This window comes from Martelella lutilitoris (assembly GCF_016598595.1).
In the GTDB taxonomy this organism is placed as follows: Bacteria; Pseudomonadota; Alphaproteobacteria; order Rhizobiales; family Rhizobiaceae; genus Martelella; species Martelella lutilitoris_A.
In genome coordinates, this window is sequence record NZ_CP066786.1 from 693,944 (window position 1) to 712,897 (window position 18,954).

20 protein-coding genes are annotated in these 18,954 nt (G+C 62.1%); 12 read left to right on the top strand and 8 right to left on the bottom strand.

What is annotated here, in order from left to right; translation table 11 throughout:
• The first annotated feature begins 102 nt into the window (after window positions 1-102).
• From JET14_RS03225 to JET14_RS03235, 3 genes are read left to right on the top strand one after another with little or no spacing between them, the layout of a single operon-like run.
• The gene (locus JET14_RS03225; RefSeq protein ID WP_200336778.1) at window positions 103-717 is read left to right on the top strand and encodes a DUF1285 domain-containing protein; all 615 of its coding nucleotides are present in this window, start codon (window positions 103-105) and stop codon (window positions 715-717) included.
• Window positions 714-1,352, top strand: coding sequence for an NUDIX hydrolase (locus tag JET14_RS03230; RefSeq protein WP_200336779.1), 639 nt, complete (start codon window positions 714-716; stop codon window positions 1,350-1,352). The genes JET14_RS03225 and JET14_RS03230 overlap by 4 nt, the downstream gene beginning before the upstream one ends.
• A complete protein-coding gene (locus tag JET14_RS03235) occupies window positions 1,349-2,614 on the top strand; it encodes a CCA tRNA nucleotidyltransferase (RefSeq protein WP_200336780.1) in 1,266 nt (421 codons plus the stop codon). Before JET14_RS03230 ends, JET14_RS03235 begins: the two co-directional genes overlap by 4 nt.
• Window positions 2,615-2,618: 4 nt before the next feature.
• On the opposite strand, the gene JET14_RS03240 is transcribed toward JET14_RS03235, so the two are convergent.
• From JET14_RS03240 to hemF, 3 genes are all read right to left on the bottom strand, one after another.
• Window positions 2,619-2,801: a DUF1059 domain-containing protein gene (locus JET14_RS03240; RefSeq protein ID WP_024707314.1), complete on the bottom strand. Its 183-nt coding sequence runs from the start codon at window positions 2,799-2,801 to the stop codon at window positions 2,619-2,621.
• A 237-nt stretch (window positions 2,802-3,038) separates the two neighbouring features.
• Window positions 3,039-3,209, bottom strand: a complete 171-nt coding sequence (locus JET14_RS03245; RefSeq protein WP_156484716.1) for a hypothetical protein — start codon at window positions 3,207-3,209, stop codon at window positions 3,039-3,041.
• Between the two features lie 122 nt (window positions 3,210-3,331).
• Entirely contained in the window at window positions 3,332-4,243 is a 912-nt protein-coding gene (hemF, locus tag JET14_RS03250) for an oxygen-dependent coproporphyrinogen oxidase (protein WP_200336781.1), read from the bottom strand.
• Window positions 4,244-4,350: 107 nt separating this feature from the next.
• Between hemF and JET14_RS03255 the strand changes: the two genes are divergently transcribed.
• Entirely contained in the window at window positions 4,351-4,596 is a 246-nt protein-coding gene (locus JET14_RS03255; RefSeq protein WP_200336782.1) for a hypothetical protein, read from the top strand.
• Window positions 4,597-4,602: 6 nt separating this feature from the next.
• On the opposite strand, the gene JET14_RS03260 is transcribed toward JET14_RS03255, so the two are convergent.
• The gene (locus JET14_RS03260; RefSeq protein WP_200336783.1) at window positions 4,603-5,073 is read right to left on the bottom strand and encodes a tRNA (cytidine(34)-2'-O)-methyltransferase; all 471 of its coding nucleotides are present in this window, start codon (window positions 5,071-5,073) and stop codon (window positions 4,603-4,605) included.
• Window positions 5,074-5,120: 47 nt separating this feature from the next.
• Entirely contained in the window at window positions 5,121-6,503 is a 1,383-nt protein-coding gene (locus JET14_RS03265; RefSeq protein WP_200336784.1) for an SLC13 family permease, read from the bottom strand.
• 73 nt (window positions 6,504-6,576) lie between these two features.
• Here JET14_RS03265 and JET14_RS03270 point away from each other — a divergent pair, with 73 nt between their 5' ends.
• Complete coding sequence (locus JET14_RS03270) at window positions 6,577-7,398, top strand: AraC family transcriptional regulator (protein WP_200336785.1); 822 nt, start codon at window positions 6,577-6,579, stop codon at window positions 7,396-7,398.
• Here JET14_RS03270 and JET14_RS03275 read toward each other — a convergent pair.
• Window positions 7,365-9,365 carry an FUSC family protein gene (locus JET14_RS03275; protein ID WP_200336786.1) on the bottom strand — a complete coding sequence of 667 codons (2,001 nt, stop codon included), beginning with the start codon at window positions 9,363-9,365 and terminating at the stop codon, window positions 7,365-7,367. The two genes, JET14_RS03270 and JET14_RS03275, sit on opposite strands and share 34 nt — an antisense overlap.
• 425 nt (window positions 9,366-9,790) lie before the next feature.
• Between JET14_RS03275 and JET14_RS03280 the strand changes: the two genes are divergently transcribed.
• Window positions 9,791-11,647, top strand: coding sequence for an ABC transporter ATP-binding protein (locus JET14_RS03280; protein ID WP_200336787.1), 1,857 nt, complete (start codon window positions 9,791-9,793; stop codon window positions 11,645-11,647).
• A 115-nt stretch (window positions 11,648-11,762) separates the two neighbouring features.
• Here the strand turns inward: JET14_RS03280 and JET14_RS03285 are convergent, their stop codons facing one another.
• Window positions 11,763-12,557, bottom strand: a complete 795-nt coding sequence (locus JET14_RS03285) for a response regulator (protein ID WP_200336788.1) — start codon at window positions 12,555-12,557, stop codon at window positions 11,763-11,765.
• Between the two features lie 58 nt (window positions 12,558-12,615).
• Here JET14_RS03285 and JET14_RS23020 point away from each other — a divergent pair, with 58 nt between their 5' ends.
• From JET14_RS23020 to JET14_RS03305, 4 genes are all read left to right on the top strand, one after another.
• Window positions 12,616-12,918 carry a NepR family anti-sigma factor gene (locus JET14_RS23020; RefSeq protein ID WP_432443060.1) on the top strand — a complete coding sequence of 101 codons (303 nt, stop codon included), beginning with the start codon at window positions 12,616-12,618 and terminating at the stop codon, window positions 12,916-12,918.
• 5 nt (window positions 12,919-12,923) lie between these two features.
• A complete protein-coding gene (locus JET14_RS03295) occupies window positions 12,924-13,490 on the top strand; it encodes an RNA polymerase sigma factor (RefSeq protein WP_256389183.1) in 567 nt (188 codons plus the stop codon).
• Window positions 13,491-13,789: 299 nt separating this feature from the next.
• On the top strand, window positions 13,790-15,223 hold the full coding sequence (locus JET14_RS03300) for a sensor histidine kinase (RefSeq protein WP_200336789.1): 1,434 nt from the start codon (window positions 13,790-13,792) through the stop codon (window positions 15,221-15,223).
• 212 nt (window positions 15,224-15,435) lie between these two features.
• Entirely contained in the window at window positions 15,436-16,503 is a 1,068-nt protein-coding gene (locus tag JET14_RS03305; RefSeq protein WP_200336790.1) for a PRC-barrel domain-containing protein, read from the top strand.
• A gap of 73 nt (window positions 16,504-16,576) precedes the next feature.
• On the opposite strand, the gene JET14_RS03310 is transcribed toward JET14_RS03305, so the two are convergent.
• Entirely contained in the window at window positions 16,577-17,260 is a 684-nt protein-coding gene (locus tag JET14_RS03310; RefSeq protein WP_200336791.1) for a phosphoribosyltransferase, read from the bottom strand.
• Between the two features lie 155 nt (window positions 17,261-17,415).
• On the opposite strand from JET14_RS03310, the gene JET14_RS03315 reads away from it, so the two are divergent.
• Entirely contained in the window at window positions 17,416-18,393 is a 978-nt protein-coding gene (locus tag JET14_RS03315; protein WP_200336792.1) for a magnesium transporter CorA family protein, read from the top strand.
• A 178-nt stretch (window positions 18,394-18,571) separates the two neighbouring features.
• A complete protein-coding gene (locus JET14_RS03320; protein ID WP_024706026.1) occupies window positions 18,572-18,916 on the top strand; it encodes an AtpZ/AtpI family protein in 345 nt (114 codons plus the stop codon).
• Window positions 18,917-18,954: the final 38 nt, after the last annotated feature.

An 18,954-nucleotide genomic window follows, 5' to 3' on the forward strand; every position in this document is an offset into this window, starting at 1 on the left:
TCGTCATTCGAAAAGGATAATCACCTGCCGGCGGCTGACAAGCCGGTTTGGAATGACTATTTCGAGAGCGAACAATATTCGACCCGAAACTGGGACGGAAAGATGACGGACGGGACACAACCATCGACAGGCGACGCCTCGGGGCTGGCCTCTGCGATCGCGCGCCAGCTTGAGGGCGGGGGAAAGCGCGCGCCCGCGCCGGTGGAAAAATGGGATCCGCCGTTTTGCGGCGACCTCGACATGGAAATCCGCCGCGACGGCACCTGGTTCTACCAAGGGACGCCGATCGGCCGGGCGGCGCTCGCGCATCTGTTCTCGACGGTCTTGCGCAAGGACGACGATGGCGAGACCTATCTGGTGACGCCCGTCGAGAAGGTTCGCATCCGCGTCGAGGATGCCCCCTTCGTCGCCGTCGCGATGACGGTCTCGGGCAAGGGAGAAGAGCGGAACCTCTCGGTGCGCACCAATATGGGCGATATCGTGGAGGTCGGCGCGACGCACCCTCTGCGGTTCGAGATTTCCGGGGATAACGCCGAACTGAAACCCTATGTTCGGGTCAGGGGGCGTCTGGAAGCATTGTTTTCGCGGGCGCTCGCCTATGATCTCGTGGCGCTCGGCGAGGAAGCGGAAGTTGAAGGAAAGTCCATGTTTGTCATCCGCTCCGGCGAATTGCTCTTTCCCGTGATGGAAATGGCCAGGCTGGAGACCTTGCTGTGAATGCTGTGAACCCACGTTTTGCGGCGGCAAGCTTCCGCCAACGCGCGCTCGCCCAGCGCGGCAAGCCGCTGGAACATGCCTGGCGCGATCATGGCGACCACGCGCTCAACCCGGATCTCTTCGCCTATTACGAAGATCTCGACATGCGTTCGGCTGCCGTTCTGGTTCCGGTTGTCGACTATGGCGACGAGGCGCGGGTGATCTTCACCCGGCGGACCACGAAGCTCAGAAAGCATTCCGGCCAGATCGCCTTTCCGGGCGGGTCGATCGATCCGGACGATCGCTCGCCGGAAGATGCGGCGCTGCGTGAATGCGAGGAGGAGATCGGCCTTGACCGCCACTTCGTCCAACCGGTCGCGCGCCTGCCGGATTATCTCGCCGGAACCGGTTTCAGGATCACGCCGGTCCTTTCCGTGGTGCGGCCGGGTTTTTCCCTTTCGGCCAATCCGGACGAGGTCGACCATATTTTCGAGGTGCCGCTCGGTTTCATCATGGATCCGCTCAATCACCAGCATCGCAGCGGCGTGCTTGGCGGCATGACGCGGCACTACTACGAGATCAATTACGGCGTCTACCGGATCTGGGGCATTACCGCCGGCATCGTCAGGACAATCTATGAAAGGCTTTACGCGTGAAGACGGTCAAGGACGATCCATGGTTTCGGGAAAACCGGCTTCAGAAGGTTCTCGATGTGCTCAACGGCGATGGCGGCGAAACGCGGATCGTCGGAGGAGCTGTGCGCAACGCGCTGATGGGCATGCCGGTTGGCGACATCGACATGGCGACCACGCTTGTGCCGGAAGAGGTGGCCGCGCGGGCGAAGAACGCCGGGATGAAACCTGTGCCCACGGGCATCGCGCATGGCACGGTGACGGTGGTGTGCGAGGGCAAGCCCTTCGAGGTGACGACGCTGCGCGCCGATGTTGAGACATTCGGGCGGCACGCGACGGTGCGGTTCGGGACCGACTGGGCCGAGGACGCGGCGCGCCGCGACCTGACGATCAACGCGCTCTACGCCGACAGGGACGGTCGCGTGATCGACCTCGTGGGCGGCCTTGCCGATATCGAAACCCGCACCGTCCGTTTCATCGGAGAGGCGGAGACCCGGATCACCGAGGACTATCTCAGGATCCTGCGTTTCTTCCGTTTTTTTGCCTGGTATGGCGGCGGCAGGCCCGATGCGGCAGGTCTGAAGGCAAGCGTGCGCCACCGCGAGGGGTTGAAGACCCTGTCTGCCGAGCGCATCTGGGCGGAGATGAAAAAGCTTCTTGCCGCTGGCGATCCCTCGCGCGCGCTATTGTGGATGCGCCAGACCGGCGTTCTCACGATCGTGTTGCCGGAGAGCGAAAAATGGGGGATCGACGCTGTCCCGGGGCTGATCGACGCGGAGACGCATTTCGGCTGGAGGCCAGATTCGCTTCTGAGGCTTGCCGCGATCGTGCCGCCTTATGACGTGCGGCTGAAGGAAATGGCCGAGCGGCTGAAGTTCTCCAATGCCGAACGAGACCTCATACTCTCCTTTGCCGCCGCGCCGGTGGTCACGGCGTCGACATCGGCGGCGCGCCTGCGCCGGCTGCTTTACACGCACGGCAAGCAGGGCTTGATGATGCGGCTGAAGCTGTCGCTTTCCGACGCGCGGTCCAAGGCTGCGGGCGGCGATGCAGAAGCGGTTGCAGAGGCAGCGGGATACGTGCGCCTGATCGAGGCGGCCGAGCTCTGGGAAAAGCCCGAAATGCCGATTTCCGGAGGCGATATCGTCGATGCCGGCGTGCTGGCGGGCCCCGAGGTGGGGCGAATTCTGGCAAGCCTGGAAAGGCAATGGGTGGAGGGCGATTTCGAACTGGACCGGGCAGCGCTTGCCGCCCGGCTTGATGCGTTGATGAAAGGTGAGGACTGAGCCCTCAGGCCTTTTCCTCGTCCTTGATCCGCGCCTTGATGTTGTCGACCATGTTCTCGCGGATAATGGTTTCGCCGTGGGTCGTGCGCAGATGCTCGACGGAGCGGCGGACAACTTCTGCTTCGTCTTCTGCGCTGGTGTGCCAGGGGCAGCCGGGCACGAGCGTTCCGCAATCAAAACGTTTCATGTCTTCCTCCTTTGTTTTCCGTCTTCAGGTTAAACGCCGGCAGGGATGATTTGTTCGCGCTAAACCGGCAGGGGAGACGGCTTTTTTCAGCTGGCTGTCTGGCCAGAGACCGATTGCCGACCCGGCACCAGGAAGCGCCGGGCGGTCGTGATCGAAAAACCGGGCTCACCGACGCGGAAAGGGTTGCCGCAGTCAGGTGGACAGGGCCTCAGAACAAAGCCGGGCCCGGTTGGAACCTCAGTGTTGGGCCCAGGTTTCAAACACCGCGGAGGATTCGCACGGACGACCGTGTTTGTAAGCCATCTCCGCGGCATATTTGCTGTCATCGGTGCCCGCGACCTTCTTGGGGTTGGGCTTGTAGTCTTTCCGTGCGGCCTTGGTTTCGGTGATCTTGACTTTGTCTGCCATTTGCCCGCTCCTCTCGGACTGGTATTGGGGTTAAAGTCTGTATCCGACTTGGTAAGTAGAACCCCTTTTTGCAATGCAAACAAGGCCGATATTTGAAGAAAAATTAACTATAACGATTTAGATTAAGGCCATCTTGTGACGGGCGGCAGGGATGACAGGATCGCCTCGACATTGCCGCCGGTCTTGAGCCCGAAAACGGTGCCCCGATCGTACAAAAGATTGAACTCCACATAGCGTCCGCGGCGCACCAATTGCTCGTCGCGATCGGCTGACGTCCACTCATGGTTGAAGTTGGAGCGCACCAGCCGGGGATAGACCAGGTTAAAGGCTCGGCCGACATCCTGAACGAACCTGAAATCGGCTTCCATGCCGCCCTTGTCATCCGGGGAGTGCTGCCAGTCGAAGAAGATGCCGCCGACGCCGCGCGGCTCCTTGCGGTGGGGCAGGTAGAAGTAGTCGTCGCACCATTTTTTCATCTTGTGATAGTCGATGATAGCCTGGTGCCTGTTGCAGGCGATCTCCATGGCGCGGTGGAAGAGGATCGTGTCCGGGTCTTCCTGGCGACGCCTCCTGCCGAGCACCGGGGTAAGGTCGGCGCCGCCGCCGAACCACCAGCTTCCGGTAACAATCATGCGGGTGTTCATGTGCACGGCCGGAACGTTCGGGTTGACGGGGTGGGCGATCAGCGAGATGCCGCTTGCCCAGTAGCGCCCGTTCTCTTCGGCGCCCGGCATGGTCTTCGCCATCTCCTCGGAGAATTCGCCTTCGACGGTTGAGGTGTGGACGCCGACCTTCTCGAAAACGCGGCCGTGCATGACCGACATGCGGCCGCCGCCCTCGCCGTTATCGCGGCTCCAGTCCTTGGCTTCGAACTGCCCCGGCTCAAGGTCGCTCAACGGCCCCGTCAGTTCCTTTTCCAGTGTCTCGAAGCCGGAGCAGATCGTGTCGCGCAGGCTCTCGAACCAGGCCCTGGCCGCGCTTTTCCTAGCCTCGATATCCTCCGGCAGGCCAACAGGCAGTTTCGGCCGTTCCATATGATGCGCTCCGCTTGAAATGCATGCGCCCGTTTTCCGGGCTCTTGATTTGACTCGCAAATGCGATGTGAAAACCTTATCTTCTTTGAAACGTGAAGGATAGCGGGATGGCCAATCTTCCAAAGCCGCCGTCCATGGACGGGCTTAAAAAACGGATCAGGGAACACCGCCAGAATGATGGCGGCTTCGTGCGCGAGCGCTATTGCCTCTCGCGCGAGGAGGCCCGCGCCAAGGCGCGCGAGTGGTTCGCAAGCTATCCCAAGGCCGCCTACTGGACCGAGGTGGAAAGCTGGCGCGTCCTGAGCGGCGACCGGATCGAGTTCACCATGCGCCGGCTGTCTTCCGCCGACTGAGCGCGCTCACGAGAGGGCGTCGAAGCCGCCTGTCTGCCTCAGCGCCTCTCCCGCCATCATGCCGACGGAAACGGCGAGGTTGATCGAGCGCTCGCCCTCGGCCATCGGAATGCGGACACGATGATCCGCGCTTTCATGAACGATATCCGGCACGCCCGCGCTTTCGCGGCCGAACAGCAGGATATCGTCGGCTTCAAACGGGAATCGGGTATAGGCGAGGCTTGCCTTGGTGGAAGCCAGCACCAGCCGCCTGCCGTTTTCCTGCCGCCAGGTCTCGAACGCCTCCCAGTCGACGTGACGGGTCATGACCGCCTTGGCGATATAATCCATACCGGCCCGTTTCAGGTTCCTGTCGGACAGCGCAAAGCCTGCCGGCTCGATGATGTCAACGGCAAGCCCGAGGCAGGCGGCAAGTCTGAGGATCGTGCCGGTATTGCCGGCGATATCCGGCTGGTAGAGGGCGATGCGCAAGGTCATGGCCTTCCTTACGCTTCGCCGCTCCTCCGCTCAAGCCTTGCCGGCCGTCAGATGACTCCGAGGAGACGCCACCACAGGAAATCGAGCGGCACGAGAATGAAGGCAGTGATCAGCGTCAGCGGAAACAGGACCTTCATCATGTTGCCGACCGGCTGTTCGGTGACCTGCATGCCGACCATCAACGGCGCGGACTGGTAGGGAAAGAGGATGGTCGAAAAGCCGATCACCTGCGTCATCAGCACGCTCGTCAGCGACAGGCCGGTCAGCGCGGAAAGCTCCGAGGCCATCGGGGTCAGCACCGCCGGCACGCCCGGCAGGATCGAGATGATGCCGACCACGAAGCCCATCAGCGACAGCGACAGGAAATTGACGAAGTCCCGCCCGGGGCTGAGCGGCAGGACATGTTCCATGCCGTGTGCGATGACGACGCCAAGCCCGGTCTCGTTGACGACGGCGCCGACGGCGAGGAAGCCCGCGATAAAAAGGAAGACGCCGAAATTGACGTTCTTGTCGAAGTCCTCCGGTCCCACCGGGCCAAGACCCGGCATCAGCAGCGCGATCGAGGCGCAGATGCCGATCCAGGCCGGATTGATTCCGTGGAAAGTATCGGTCATCCAGAAGGCAAGCGTGATGACCAGCACCGCGATCACATACCATTGCCGCCAGTCGAGCGGCTTTTCATTTTGATTCTGCCTTTCCCCGGCGGCGAGCGGTTGCGGCGTGTCCGGGAAGAAGCGCAGGATCAGGGCGATGAGGATCAGGCTCTTGAGCAGGCCCAGGACCGGGAAATGCAGCGCCATATACCGGGCATAGGTGAGGTCCACGCCGTAGATCGTTTGCGCGGCCCCGGCGAGGATGAGGTTGGGGACGTTTGACGGCAGCAGGGCGAAGCCCGGCATGTGGCAGGCGAAGACCGTGGCAAGGGAAACCGCCGCCCGTCCGTTCGAGCCTTCGGCGAAGCCGAGCTTTTCGGCGAGCGCCAGGGCGATCGGCCAGAGCAGGAAAAACCGGCCGAGGGAGGACGGCATAACGAAGGCGAGGACGACTGCAACGGCGAAGATGCCGCTGATCAGAAGTGTGAAATTGTGCGAAATCCTTACCGTGAGCGCCGAGCCGATGCGTTCGCTGAGCCCCGCCTTGCGCACGCCGGCGGCGATCAGGAACCCGGAGAACACAAGCCACATCGCCGAGGAGTGAAAGCCGGAAAACACCACGGCGGGGGGCGCCAGCTTGAACAGCAGCGCGAAAGCGATGAAGATCAGGCTCGCGAGATAGGCGGGCACCAGGGAAGTCGCCCACAGGCTGAGCGTCACCAGGACGAGACCGAGCGTGCGCGCCTGCTCGGCTGTCATCAGGGAATGCGGGTAAAGGGCAAGCGCAAGCGCAAGCGCGGCAAGGCCGGCAACGATGATCTTCTTGTAGGTCAGCATGGCGTTCAATCGGCGGTGTTGGAAATTGGCTGATGCCATATTATGCGTGCGGAGACTGTTACGGAACAGCTATATGATGCCAAACGATATCGAATTTGCGTCATTCATCATGCCCGAAGACAACCCGGGCTGGATCATTGATCCGGCACGTCCGGTCACGGCAAGAGCGCAACGCTGGCGCGCCGGCGAGATCGGCCGCGCGCCGCATGCCCATCCGCGCGGGCAGCTTCTCTGGGCGGAGGAAGGTATCCTCAGGGTGCATTCCTGCGGCGCACACTGGCTTGCGCCCACCAGTCACGCGGTGTGGATACCAGGCAATATTACCCATGAAGTGGTTATGGAGACAGATGTCTCGGCCTGTTTTATCTACATCGACCCTTCAGTGACAAACCTTCGCGGCGGGCATTGCGAGGTGCTCTACATGACGCCGCTCATGCGTCAGCTCCTCCTGCGGTTCCGCGCTCTCGGCCCGACGGGAAACCGGGAGCGCCTCTCGCGGCTCTCCGGCGTCATCATCGACGAGCTGGCCGTTCTGCCGACGGCGCCGCTCAGCCTGCCTGCCGGCAGCGATCCGCGCCTTGCACGGGTGACCAACCGGCTGCTCGAGCGGCCGGACGACCGCGCCAATCTGGAGGAACTGGCGCGCTTCGCCGGCGCCGGCGCCCGCACGCTGGAACGTCTGTTCAAGCGTGAGACGGGCCTCAGTTTCTCCGAATGGCGCAACCGGCTGCGTCTGATGGAGGCCGTCAATCATCTGAGCCACGGCAAGAGCAGCGTCGAGATCGCCGGCCTGCTCGGTTATCGCAGCGCCAGCGCCTTTGTTGCCGCCTTCGGGCGCTGTTTCGGAGTGCCGCCGCAATCCTATCTGAAAGTCGGGTCGGCAGAGGACGGCTGAACAGGCTTTCGGCCCGGGCGACGTCTGAGATAGGTCCGGATCCAGGCAATTTCCGCCTCGACATCGCCGAAGCGGTCGTCCTTTTCGCGGCCGCCCGGCCTGTGTCCGGCGGCATCGCCGCCGGTGATCGCCGAAAGTGCCTCTTCCGCCCTGGCGGCGCGGTCCTTGTCGGGCGGCGGATCGCCGAGCCTGCGGCCCTCGGCATAGACGGTGATGGCGTCGGAAAGCCGCTCCGCACCGGCGATGGCAGGAAACCAGGCGGCCGCCTCGCGTCCGGCCGGCGGCGGTTCGGCGACCAGACGCCCCAGAACGGTGCGCAGGTCGGACAGCGCCCGCGAGGCGGCGAATGCGCGATTGGTGAGCGTCTGGCGCATCTTCGCAAGTCCGGCCTCGTCATCGGGCTTTGCAGCCGTTGCCGCAGCCAGATAGGCGCCGACCTTTTCCATGGCCGCCGAGAAGGCCTTTTCAAGATTTTCCTCCTGCGATCGCGGCCAGATCAGATAGCCGAAGACGAGCGCGATCGCCGAACCGGCCAGCGTGTCGGCGAGCCTCTGAATGTCGTAGCTCTCAGCCGGGCCCGGCGCCACCATGGCGATCATCAGCAGGATGACGGGGGTGAGGAAGCTCACCATCACCGCATAGCTGCGCAGGCCGGCAAAGGGAATGATGGCGCTGAGGGCCATGATGACCGGAACGAGCGCGACCCCGCGCGGCACCAGCGCCCCGATGGCAAGGGCGATGCCCACGCCGACAAGCGTGCCGAGGCTGCGATGGATGGCGCGCAGAAAGACCGAGCCGAAATCGGGTTTCAGCACGATTGCGACCGTCATCGGCAGCCAGTAGGAGTGATCGCCGGGGATCAGGCGGCCGATGGCGACGGCAAGGCCCATGCACAGGGAAAGTCTGAGGGCGGAGACCACGACCTCGCGGCCGAGAACAAGACGGCGGGCAAGGCGAGTGCCGAGACCTGCGGAAAATACTGCGTCGTCCGTTTTTTCCTGTTCGCCCTCTTCCGGAACCTCGCGGGCGGACGCGGCCGGCCATATGGCGGCGGCGAGACGGTCGGCAAGGCGCCTGGGCTCGTCGCCCTCGCGCTCCTCGCTGCGCGCTTGCGGTGGTTGTCTGGCGCGCGCCATGTAAGCGCGCGCCATGGCGTCGAGCTGTTCAGCCGTCGGCGTCAGGCCGCCGTTTCCGCGCGCGGTGATGATCGCCAGGGAGAGCTGGTTGACCAGCGAAAGAATGGCGGCGGTTCGCAGCACGGAGCGGGTGCGGGCGCGGCCGTGGCTGCGTTTTTCGATCAGCGTCGCATAGGCGGTCTTGGTGGCATCCGTCAGCTTTCGTCGCGTGTCGATCATGCGCAGCCGGTTTTCCGGCGTCGGAGCCCTGCCGACGGCGTCAGATAAACGGGCTAGCTCCGCGAGCAGGCCGACAATGTCGGACAGCATGCGCCGTTCGGGTCTGTCGCGTTCGAACAGTGCGCCGATCCCGAGCATAAAGGCGACAAAGGCGGCACCGGCGAGGAAGTTCACGAACACCAGCCATGAGGGCACGGCCGAGGGCGCATGGGCGTTGACCACGGCAAGCACCAGCATGTTGAGCGCGCCGGTGGAAAAGGCCGCGCCATAGCCGCTGATGAGGCCCGATATCAGGCCGACCAGCATCAAGAGCCCGATCGTCACAAGCCCGTGCCCGCCAACCTCCGGCCCGATCAGGCAGCCGGTCGCGCCGATCAGCGCGGAAATGCCCAATTGCCGGAACCGTTCACGATAGGGGTCGAGCCGAACGGTGACGGCGGCAAGGAAGCCGCCCAGCGCCACATAGAGCATTGGGCCCTGATGGCCGGTCAGTTCTCCGATCAGCAGCGGCAGGCCGGTGCCGAGCGAGAGGCGGATCGCATGCCGCCAAGGCCGGTATGGCGTGGGCTTCAGCAGCGCGAGATTGTGAAGCCAGTCGGTTTTGCGCGACACCTGGTTCCTCTTCTAAGTCTGTTGCCCGGCCCTTCTAGCACGGCCCCCTCCGGGCAGCACAAGGCCACATTGTATCGCCGATGCCTCGCCGGCGGCGCCCAGGCGTTGCCGAGCGGCAACATATCCGCGTGAAATGTCTTTTTTGCGGTTGACGGCTATGGCCATCCGGATGCGGTGGGTCTATAAGTCCCGCGTTTTCTCTAACCGGCGAAAGGAGCATGGCATGATGAACATCACTGGCTTTGTAGTGCTCCACGTTCCACCGCGCCGGACCGTGTGACCTTTCACACCTCCTTCTTCTTTCCTATTTAATCATCCGAATTAACGCGACCGCGTGAACCGGTCGCTGTTCCAGTCCCGGGTCCGTCTGTCGGGCATAGTGTGCTCTTTTCCGGAGAGCTGCCGGGAGGCATTGGAGTGAGATCATGTTTCGCTGGTTTGAAAACCGCCTCAATCCCTACCCCGTGGAGGAGCCCACGGCGCCGCCCACGGGCCTTATTCCCTTCCTGTGGCACTATTCGAAGCCCGCAGCGCCCTATCTCGCGCTGATGGCCTTCATTGCGGCGCTGGTTGCCTTCGGGGAAGTCTATCTGTTCCGCTTCCTCGGCGATATCGTCGACTGGCTGTCGACGGCCAACCGCGAGACCTTCCTTGCGGACGAGGGCTGGCGGCTCGCCTTCATGGGCGCGCTGGTTCTGGTGCTGCTGCCGGGCCTGACGATTTTCTCCTCGCTGCTGATCCATCAGGTGCTGTTGGGCAATCTGCCGATGATCAGCCGCTGGCAGATGCATCGCTATGTGTTGCGCCACTCGATGAACTTCTTCGCCAACGAGTTTGCGGGACGGGTTTCGCAGAAGGTCATGCAGACCTCGCTTGCCATCCGCGAAACGGTGATGAAGGCGCTCGACATGTTCGTCTACGTCATCACCTATTTCGTTTCGATGATCTTCATCGTTGCCGCAGCCGACCGGCGTCTCGTCATTCCGCTTCTGGTCTGGATCGTCATCTATGCCATGCTGCTCTGGTACTTTATCCCGCGGCTGCGCAAGATCTCGGCCGAGCAGGCCGACGCGCGCTCTCTGATGACGGGCAGGGTGGTCGACAGCTACACCAATATCGCCACCGTCAAGCTGTTCTCGCATGCCGGCCGCGAGGAGCTTTTCGCGCGCGAGGGCATGGACGGATTTCTGGATACCGTCTACCGCCAGATGCGGCGCGTGACCCAGTTCCAGGCGCTCGTCTATGTCAACAACGCGGTTGCGCTTTTTGCCGTGGCGGCGCTGGCGATCCGCTTCTGGCTGGAAAGCAGCATCACCGTCGGCGCAATTGCGCTGACTCTCGGTCTGGTTATGCGCATCGGCGGCATGTCGCAGTGGATCATGTGGGAAGTCACCGGGCTCTTCGAGAACATCGGCACGGTCTATGACGGCATGTCGATGATGGCGAAGAAGCACGAGCTGGTCGATGTTGACAACGCGCAGGCTCTGGACGTGAAGAAAGGCGAGATCGTCTATGATGATATTTCCTTCCATTACGGCAAGGCGGGCGGCGTCATCTCCGGTTTGTCGCTCACCATCAGGCCGGGCGAGAAGGTCGGTCTGGTCGGACGTTCCGGCGCGGGCAAGACGACGATGATGAACCTGCTCCTGCGCTTCTTCGATCTTGAAGGCGGGAAGATCACCATCGACGGCCAGGATGTCTCGAAAGTGTCGCAGGACAGCCTGCGCTCGATGATCGGCGTTGTGACGCAGGATACCTCCCTGCTGCATCGCTCGATCCGCGACAACATCGCCTATAGCCGTCCGGGCGCAACGGACGAGGAGGTTGTTGCCGCGGCAAAACGCGCTAATGCCTGGGACTTCATCGAAGGGCTTTCCGACATGCAGGGACGCACCGGGCTTGACGCCCATGTCGGCGAGCGCGGGGTGAAGCTTTCCGGCGGCCAGCGCCAGCGCATCGCGATCGCCCGCGTGTTCCTGAAGGACGCGCCGATCCTGGTGCTGGACGAGGCGACCTCGGCGCTCGATTCAGAGGTCGAGGCGGCCATTCAGGAAAGCCTGTTCGGGTTGATGGAGGGCAAGACCGTGATCGCGATCGCCCACCGCCTGTCGACGCTGACGGAGATGGATCGCCTCGTTGTCCTCGACAAGGGCGAGATCATCGAGACGGGCACGCATCAGGAACTCGTGGAGGCCGGCGGCATCTATGCCGATCTGTGGAAACGCCAGTCCGGCGGCTTTCTCGCCGAGGACGAGACGCTTGCCGGAGAGGCTGCCGAGTAAGAACGGGCGGGCCCGCCGGAGACGGCGGGCCCGCCGAAAAACCGACGGGTTTGTCAGCAGTCTGGGAGGCGGCCGTGGCCGCCTTTCTTTGTTTATGCGAGGTTGCCCGGCCTCTTCAGGCCGCTTCCTGGTGTCGTTCCTGGAAGAACAGGGCCTGGCTGATCAGCGCCTTGACCATGTCCGGGTTGAACGGCTTGGTGACCAGGAAGGTCGGCTCGGGTCGTTCGCCGGTCAGGAGGCGCTCGGGGAAGGCGGTGATGAAGATCACCGGAATGGAGTCATGCTCCAGGATGTCGTTGACCGCGTCGATACCGGAGCTGCCGTCGGCAAGCTGGATGTCGGCGAGCACCATGCCTGGCTTGGAACTGTTGTAGAGGTCGACCGCTTCCTTGTGGGTGCGCGCGATGCCGGTCACCCGATGACCGAGGCTTTCGACCATCTGCTCGATATCCATGGCGATCAGCGGCTCGTCCTCGATGATCATGATGTCGGTGGCCACCTGGCGGGCGATCTCTGCCGAGGCCTCGTCAACGAGGCCGGGGATCGCGTCGGGCTCGACCTCGAGGATCGCGGCCGTTTCCTCATGTGAGAAATTTTCGAGCGAGATCAGCAGAAAGGCCTGCCGAGGCTTGGCCGGAAGCGCCATCAGATTGGCCGCGGCGCGTTTTTCCCATGAATAGGGCGATTCGATGTCCTCGATCTCGATCGTTGTGGAACTGAACAGGCGTGAAAAGAGTTTGTAGAGTGAAACCTTGTCGTCGCCGTCCTCGGGAAAAAGAGAGACATCCTCGATCAGCGTTTCAAGGACGGCGGCAACATAGGCATCGCCGGAGGTTTGCGATCCGGTCACGGCACGAGCGTACCGCCTGAGATATGGCAAATGGGCAGCGATACGGGTTGAAAGCGACATATTATACAGTCTCCTGCCTCGGTAAATCTGTTGGGTAGGCTCAAAGAGCGCTATCAAAATGACCAAATGCGTCAGTCAAAAAAAAGTTCCGGCATCGAAGGAACTTTTTAACAGACCCGGCGTTTTCGGCTTGAACATGCAATTGGGTACAAACGGGATTAAACTGGTGAAAAGCAATAGCAGTCTGGGAAAAGGGGAAGCTCTGCCCGGCACGGCAAAGAGCCCGGAAGAGGCGATAAGCCGTCGCCTCAAGGCCCTTTACAATGCCGTTGAACAGGAGGAGATCCCGGATCGGTTTCTCGACCTGCTCGAACGTCTTGATGCGGCAGAGTCCGCTTCGACGCGCAAAGCAAAGGGGTGACGGCCTTGGTCAGGGATGATGATACGAGCTTCAAGCGCGATATGCTGAAGACGGTGCCCAGCCTGCGCGCCTTTGCGGTATCGCTGTGCGGGCACCAGGATATGGCGGACGATCTCGTTCAGGACACGATCATGAAGGCCTGGGCCAAGCAGGACAGTTTTGCCGAGGGCACGAACATCAAGGCATGGCTGTTCACGATCCTGCGCAACGAGTTCTACAGTCAGATGCGCAAGAGCGGTCGCGAAATACAGGATTCCGACAATGTCTTCACCGAACGGCTGTCGACGCATCCCGCACAGTATGGCGCGATGGACCTGCGCGACTTCCGCAAGGCGTTGAACCGGCTGCCTGACGATCAGCGCGAGGCGATCATTCTCGTCGGCGCTTCCGGCTTTTCCTATGAGGAGGCGGCCGAGATTTGCCAATGCGCCATCGGCACGATCAAGAGCCGCATCGCGCGTGCGCGCGGCAAGCTGCAGGAGCTTCTGGATATCCAGGGAGAGGTCGACTTCGGGCCGGATGCGAATTCCGCCGCCGTCGTCAGCAGCGCGTTCGTTACGCGCCCGGCATGAGGACAAGCCGCGACCGTTCTCCTGCTTCCGATCGAAAATCGCCGTGCGTCCATTCGGACGCACGGCGTTTTCTGCGTCTTCGGAACGAAATTCGGCGCGCAAGGGAACCTAAGCACTGGTCAGGCGTTCTTGAGCGTGATTGATATTCCGCCGGTCGATGCGGTCATCCGAAATTGCGCGGAAGATCCCTTGCTTTCGCCTCAGAATGAAGAGCCTTATAGTCCGTGGAACATTTGCCGAGCGATATTGTCGATGCGATCAAGGATCGGGACAGGCTAAACACCCTATCGCAGACAATCATGCGTGCCGCCGAGGTCGACGAAGACTTCGTCGCAATCGTCGAATCGGCGGCCTTGCGCTTCGCCTGCCCGGCAGCACTTATCCTGATAGCTGACTATGACGAAAATTGGGTACAGGCGGTTCACGGCATGCAGCTGGAGACCGTTCCGACCCGCTCCGGCCTTTTCGTCTATCCGATCGCGCTCAAGCAGGACCCGGCACTGATCCTCAATAATCCGGCCGACCAGCACGATATCGCGCCTTCCGTTCCGAACTATGGCGGTAAGCCCGTCAGGTTTTTCGCCGGCGCGCCAATCAAGGTGCACGGCATCAATGCCGGCTCGCTTTGCGTCATCGACGGGATCAATCATCGCGACATTTCCGATGAGGATGCCGCGGCGCTGCGCCGTCTCGCCAATCTGGCCGGCTCGCTCTACGAATTGAAGGATGCCGCGCGCGGCAAGGCTTCCGCCGATATAGCGCTGTCGCGCGCCCAGAAGCGTCACTCCATGGCGCTTCGCGCCGGCAACATCGCAGCCTGGAGCTGGGACCGCCAAAGCAATATGGTCGAGTGCGACAATGCGCTGAGGGAAATGCTCGGCCTGCCGGCCGGCGAGCCGGTGACTTGCCGCAGCCTTCTTGCAGCCATCGCGCCGGAGACGCGCTTTCCGCTTCTGCGCCGCTTCAAGTCGGCGCTCGATCGCGGCGAAGAGTACCAGTGCGAATTCAAGGCCGCCGCAACGGGCAAGTGGTTGCTGTCGCTCGGCGGCGCCTATGAAAGCGCGCTGTCGGCCGAGCAGAGCGGGCCGGTCTTCGGCGTCGTTGTCGATATCTCGACAACCAAGGAGTCGGAGCAGAAGACGCGGCTCCTCCTGCGCGAGCTCAATCATCGGGTCAAGAACACGCTGGCGATCGTCCAGTCGATCGCCGGCCAGACACTGCGGCGCTCGCGCAGTTCGGCAGAGTTCAACATGGCCTTTTCCGGCCGCCTTCAGGCCTTGTCGGCCGCCCACACCCTGCTTTCCGACGAGCAGTGGGGGGCGATCGCGCTTGACCGCTTGCTGCGTTCCCAGGTGGCGCCGTATATCGACAGCGCCAGCCGGCAGGTCGATATTCACGGTAGCGCTGTCTTCCTCGATCCCGACGAGGCGCTGGCGCTTGGTCTCGTTATCCACGAACTGGCGAGCAATGCCGCGAAGTTCGGGGCGCTTTCCACGCGCGCCGGCGTCGTCGATATCTCGGTTGCCTGCGGCGAGGACGATAATGGCGCGTCCCATCTCGAGCTCGACTGGGTGGAGGTCGGCGGCCCGCCGGTCACGCCGCCGCAAGAGCGCGGCTTCGGCAGCGTTCTGATCGAGCGCAGTCTCGACAAGGTTATCGGCAGCAAGGTCGATGTTGAATTTGCCGGCACCGGCCTCAGGGTCCATATCCGCATGCCGTTGCGCTTCTGCTGAGGTCTTTCGCCGCGCCCTCCGCCGGACCCCGCCCGCCGCCGGAAGGCCGGGCGGTTTTTTTTGCCTTCCCTGATCGAAAAAAACGTATCGACGCAGGAACAAGGTGTCCGGCAGCACGTTTTGTTGGTGTGCAGCGAGTGAGAATAAAACGAGATTAAAACAAATATTAAATCGGCTCGCAAAGAAACATTCAGGAAAAGAGGAGTATTGATATGCTTCGCAAGATTCTTTCGACTACGGCATTGGTAGCAGTCGTTTCCACGGGCGCGGCCTATGCTCAGGACGCTACCAATACCGACACGATGGACAACAAGCCCGCCGCGACGACCGGCATGGAAGCTGGCATGGAAACGGGCGCAACGCCGGTCTTTCCCGAACGTCAGGCTGCTTCTGACGACGCTCAGAGCTTCTTCGGCGCAACCGACCAGCAGGTTCTCGCAAGCTCGCTCCTCGGCTGGCCCGTCTATGGCCAGGATGCCGATGATCAGGGCCGCGAGCAGATCGGCGACATCAATGACATCGTAATGGGCTCGAACGGCAACGCGACTGCTGCCGTCATCGGCGTTGGCGGTTTTCTCGGCATCGGCGAAAAGGATGTCGCCGTGTCCTTCGACCGTCTCGGCTGGCAGCAGGGCGAGAACGGCAACTGGCTGACGATCGACGCGACCATCGAGGAACTCGAGAACGCCCCGTCATTCGAATATGACGATCCGAATCTGATCGAGGGCGGCACGGCGGCGATCCGCGAGGAGGCCGGCCAGCTTCGCACGGCGACCAATGACGCCGCCAACAACGTTGCAAGCGAGACGCAGGACCTCGCCAATACCACCGGCAACGCCATGAACCAGGCCGGAGAGGCCGCGGGCAACGCCATGGACGACATGGTGGCCGGCGTGAACAGCATGGGCGAGAACGCCGCAGAGACGATGAATGCGGAAAATCCGATGCTGGAGGGCATGTCCGAGGTCGACATGGCGTCGATCTCCTTCGACCAGCTTGACGGCGCCACCGTGCTGAGCGCTGAAGGCGACAGCATGGGCGATGTATCGAACATCATGACCCATGGCGATCAGAGCCAGAACATCCTGATCGTTGACGTCGGCGGTTTCCTGGGTATCGGCGAGAAGCCCGTGGCGATCTCCGCCGATGCGGCGACGGTCATGAGCGACGGCGACGTCTATGTCGTCAAGACGCGGTTTGACCGGGAAACGCTGGAAAATCAGCCGGAATTCTCCGAACAGGCGCTGAATGAAAATCCGGATGCCGTTCTTCTGAACTGATAACTCCGGAAGCAGTGCGTTGCGATAGGCCCGCGATCTTCGGATCGCGGGTTTTCGTTGCGCGGAGAACCGGTCAATGGCCGGTTTTTTCGCGCCATTTGCCGCCCTCGCCGCGCTGAAGCAGGGGCGTTGAAAAGCAGGCGTGGATTTTTTTCGAGAGCCCGTCCTCGTATTCGTCGAGGGGGGCGCGGTATCGCGCTGTCTGCAGCATGGCCGCGCCGATCGTGACGGGGCGGATGCCGCATTTTTCGAGCAGAGACAGGCCGGCGAGGATCGAGCGTCCCGAGGAAATCACGTCATCGACGAGGGCGACGCGCTTTCCGGAAAGGAGCGGTAGCATGCGCGGGTCGATGAACAGGCGCTTGTCCTGATGCGGCGTCGTTACCGAGTTCATGGGCATTGACAGCGCGTCCTCGTACCAGAACTTGCGGGAATTGCCGAGCGGAACGAAGCGGGCGTGACCCAGCGCCCTGGCGACGCCAGAGGCAAGCGTAAGTCCCAAGGTGGGCAGGCCGACGATGATATCCGGCGAGTCTGCCGCCAGGCGTCCGGCAAGGTCTTCGGCCAGCGTATCGCAGACGGCAAATGAAGCCTGATTGATGATGAGCGACGCAAGGCCACCGTCGCCCGCCTTGCGGATCGGCAGCAGCAATTGCCGGCCATCGGCAAGGGTTGCCGGGTAGGCGGCGGCGAGCGGCGCATGCGGATCGAATGTCCGAGGGGGCAGAAATTCCTGCCAGAAATCATGAGGTTGCATCTTGGCATGTCCTGATCGAGGGCTGGGCGTGTTTTCCAGCGCAGCCCTGGAGGGGGTGCTGTCCGGCGACGCGAGGTCAAAAAAACACACTTGCCCTGTCTATTATGCTTGGGTAGCCAGTAGAGGCAAGCGCGAGGTCAGAAGGCGGGGTTCAGATGATCCATCTCTACAGGGTCGGCGGTGTCAAGACCGCCTTGCCGTCGTCAGGCGCGGCGGAACCGCTTGGCGAGGACGTCGTCTGGATCGACATGCTCGATCCGACCGAGGCCGACATGCAGCATATGGAATCGCTCCTGGGCGTGATGCTCCCCACCCGCGAGACGCTGAAGAACATCGAACCTTCCAGCCGTTACTATACCGAGGGCAACGCCGTATACATGACGGCGTCGATCGTCATGAACGTGGATTTCGGTCTGGCCCAGCTGACCGATGTCGGCTTCATCCTCGCCGAAGGCAGGCTTGTGACCATCCGCCACGCCGAGCCGAAGCCGTTCTTTCTCTTCGCCGCCGACATGAAGCGTCTCGATATCGGGCCCGGGCAGGGCGTACGGGTTCTCGCCCACCTGCTCGACACGATCGTCGACCGCACGGCCGAGATCCTGGAACTGGCGGTTGCCAAGATCGATAATATCTCGATCGCCGTTTTCGGGGAGGGCGTGCGCGGACGCCGACGCCCTCCGGCCGAACTCGAGGAGCGGCTGATCGAGATCTCGACCTACCACCGCCTCGTCAGCAAGACGCGCGACAGCCTGATCACGCTGGCACGCCTTTCCACCTACGTGCAGGCGCTTGGCCGGGTGCGGGACGACAAGCCGACCAAGGATCTCTGCCGCATCGTCGCCCACGACATCCAGTCGCTGTCCGAGCACGCCAGTTTCGTTTCTTCCAATATTTCCTTCCTGCTCGATTCGTCGCTCGGTCTCGTCAATCTCGAACAGAACAACATCATGAAGCTGTTCTCTGTCGTTTCGGTGGTCTTTGCGCCGCCGATGCTGATCGCCGGCATCTATGGCATGAATTTCGACCGCATGCCCGAACTGCACTGGGCATACGGTTATCCCGCCGCCGTTGCCGCAATGCTCCTGACGGGCGTTCTCGCTATCTACTGGCTGCGCTCGCGCGGCTGGTTCTAGGGCTTTGGTCGAACAAATCCGGTTGCGCAATTGCGGTTGCCTCGAAGCTTGACTAGCATGGCGGTGAAAACTATGGTGCGCCCGACTTGACCGGGGGGTCCCAAAGGCTTTATCGCATCGCTGAAACATCCGCCGAGCGCCGGTCGCGCGGTCGAGGATTTTTGGGAAAGCGGATTTGATGGCTGAGGACGGGCAGGAGGACTTGGAAGAACGCCGCAAGCGGCTGGCCAGCGAACTGGGCGCGCTGCGGAAGGGCCAGAATGGAGAGAGCGACAGGAAGGCGGAAAGCTCCGCCAATGACCGGCGTGAAATGTCGAAGGGGCTGAAGCTTTCGAGCGAATTCATGGCCGCCATTTTCGTCGGTTTCATGATCGGCTTTCTCCTCGACAAGTTTGCCGGAACCGGCCCCTGGGGCATGATCGGCTTTCTTCTTCTCGGTTTTGGCGCCGGGGTCTTGAATGTGTTGCGCTCCGTCGGTTATGTGGCTGAGCCGGAGGACCGTCTGAAGAAGGACGGGAAATAGAGTTTGGTTCTGCGCGCATGACCGCCCCAAGCGGGTCC

What these genes read in the sequence shown, in the direction of transcription:
- JET14_RS03280 (WP_200336787.1), top strand. Translation starts at nt 9,791, where the DNA reads ATGTTTCGCTGGTTTGAAAACCGCCTCAATCCCTACCCCGTGGAGGAG.
- JET14_RS03320 (WP_024706026.1), top strand. Translation starts at nt 18,572, where the DNA reads ATGGCTGAGGACGGGCAGGAGGACTTGGAAGAACGCCGCAAGCGGCTG.
- JET14_RS03240 (WP_024707314.1), bottom strand. Translation starts at nt 2,801, where the DNA reads ATGAAACGTTTTGATTGCGGAACGCTCGTGCCCGGCTGCCCCTGGCAC.
- JET14_RS03285 (WP_200336788.1), bottom strand. Translation starts at nt 12,557, where the DNA reads ATGTCGCTTTCAACCCGTATCGCTGCCCATTTGCCATATCTCAGGCGG.
- JET14_RS23020 (WP_432443060.1), top strand. Translation starts at nt 12,616, where the DNA reads ATGACCAAATGCGTCAGTCAAAAAAAAGTTCCGGCATCGAAGGAACTT.
- JET14_RS03300 (WP_200336789.1), top strand. Translation starts at nt 13,790, where the DNA reads ATGCGTGCCGCCGAGGTCGACGAAGACTTCGTCGCAATCGTCGAATCG.
- JET14_RS03245 (WP_156484716.1), bottom strand. Translation starts at nt 3,209, where the DNA reads ATGGCAGACAAAGTCAAGATCACCGAAACCAAGGCCGCACGGAAAGAC.
- JET14_RS03265 (WP_200336784.1), bottom strand. Translation starts at nt 6,503, where the DNA reads ATGCTGACCTACAAGAAGATCATCGTTGCCGGCCTTGCCGCGCTTGCG.
- JET14_RS03270 (WP_200336785.1), top strand. Translation starts at nt 6,577, where the DNA reads ATGATGCCAAACGATATCGAATTTGCGTCATTCATCATGCCCGAAGAC.
- JET14_RS03310 (WP_200336791.1), bottom strand. Translation starts at nt 17,260, where the DNA reads ATGCAACCTCATGATTTCTGGCAGGAATTTCTGCCCCCTCGGACATTC.
- JET14_RS03260 (WP_200336783.1), bottom strand. Translation starts at nt 5,073, where the DNA reads ATGACCTTGCGCATCGCCCTCTACCAGCCGGATATCGCCGGCAATACC.
- JET14_RS03255 (WP_200336782.1), top strand. Translation starts at nt 4,351, where the DNA reads ATGGCCAATCTTCCAAAGCCGCCGTCCATGGACGGGCTTAAAAAACGG.
- JET14_RS03315 (WP_200336792.1), top strand. Translation starts at nt 17,416, where the DNA reads ATGATCCATCTCTACAGGGTCGGCGGTGTCAAGACCGCCTTGCCGTCG.
- hemF (WP_200336781.1), bottom strand. Translation starts at nt 4,243, where the DNA reads ATGGAACGGCCGAAACTGCCTGTTGGCCTGCCGGAGGATATCGAGGCT.
- JET14_RS03305 (WP_200336790.1), top strand. Translation starts at nt 15,436, where the DNA reads ATGCTTCGCAAGATTCTTTCGACTACGGCATTGGTAGCAGTCGTTTCC.
- JET14_RS03225 (WP_200336778.1), top strand. Translation starts at nt 103, where the DNA reads ATGACGGACGGGACACAACCATCGACAGGCGACGCCTCGGGGCTGGCC.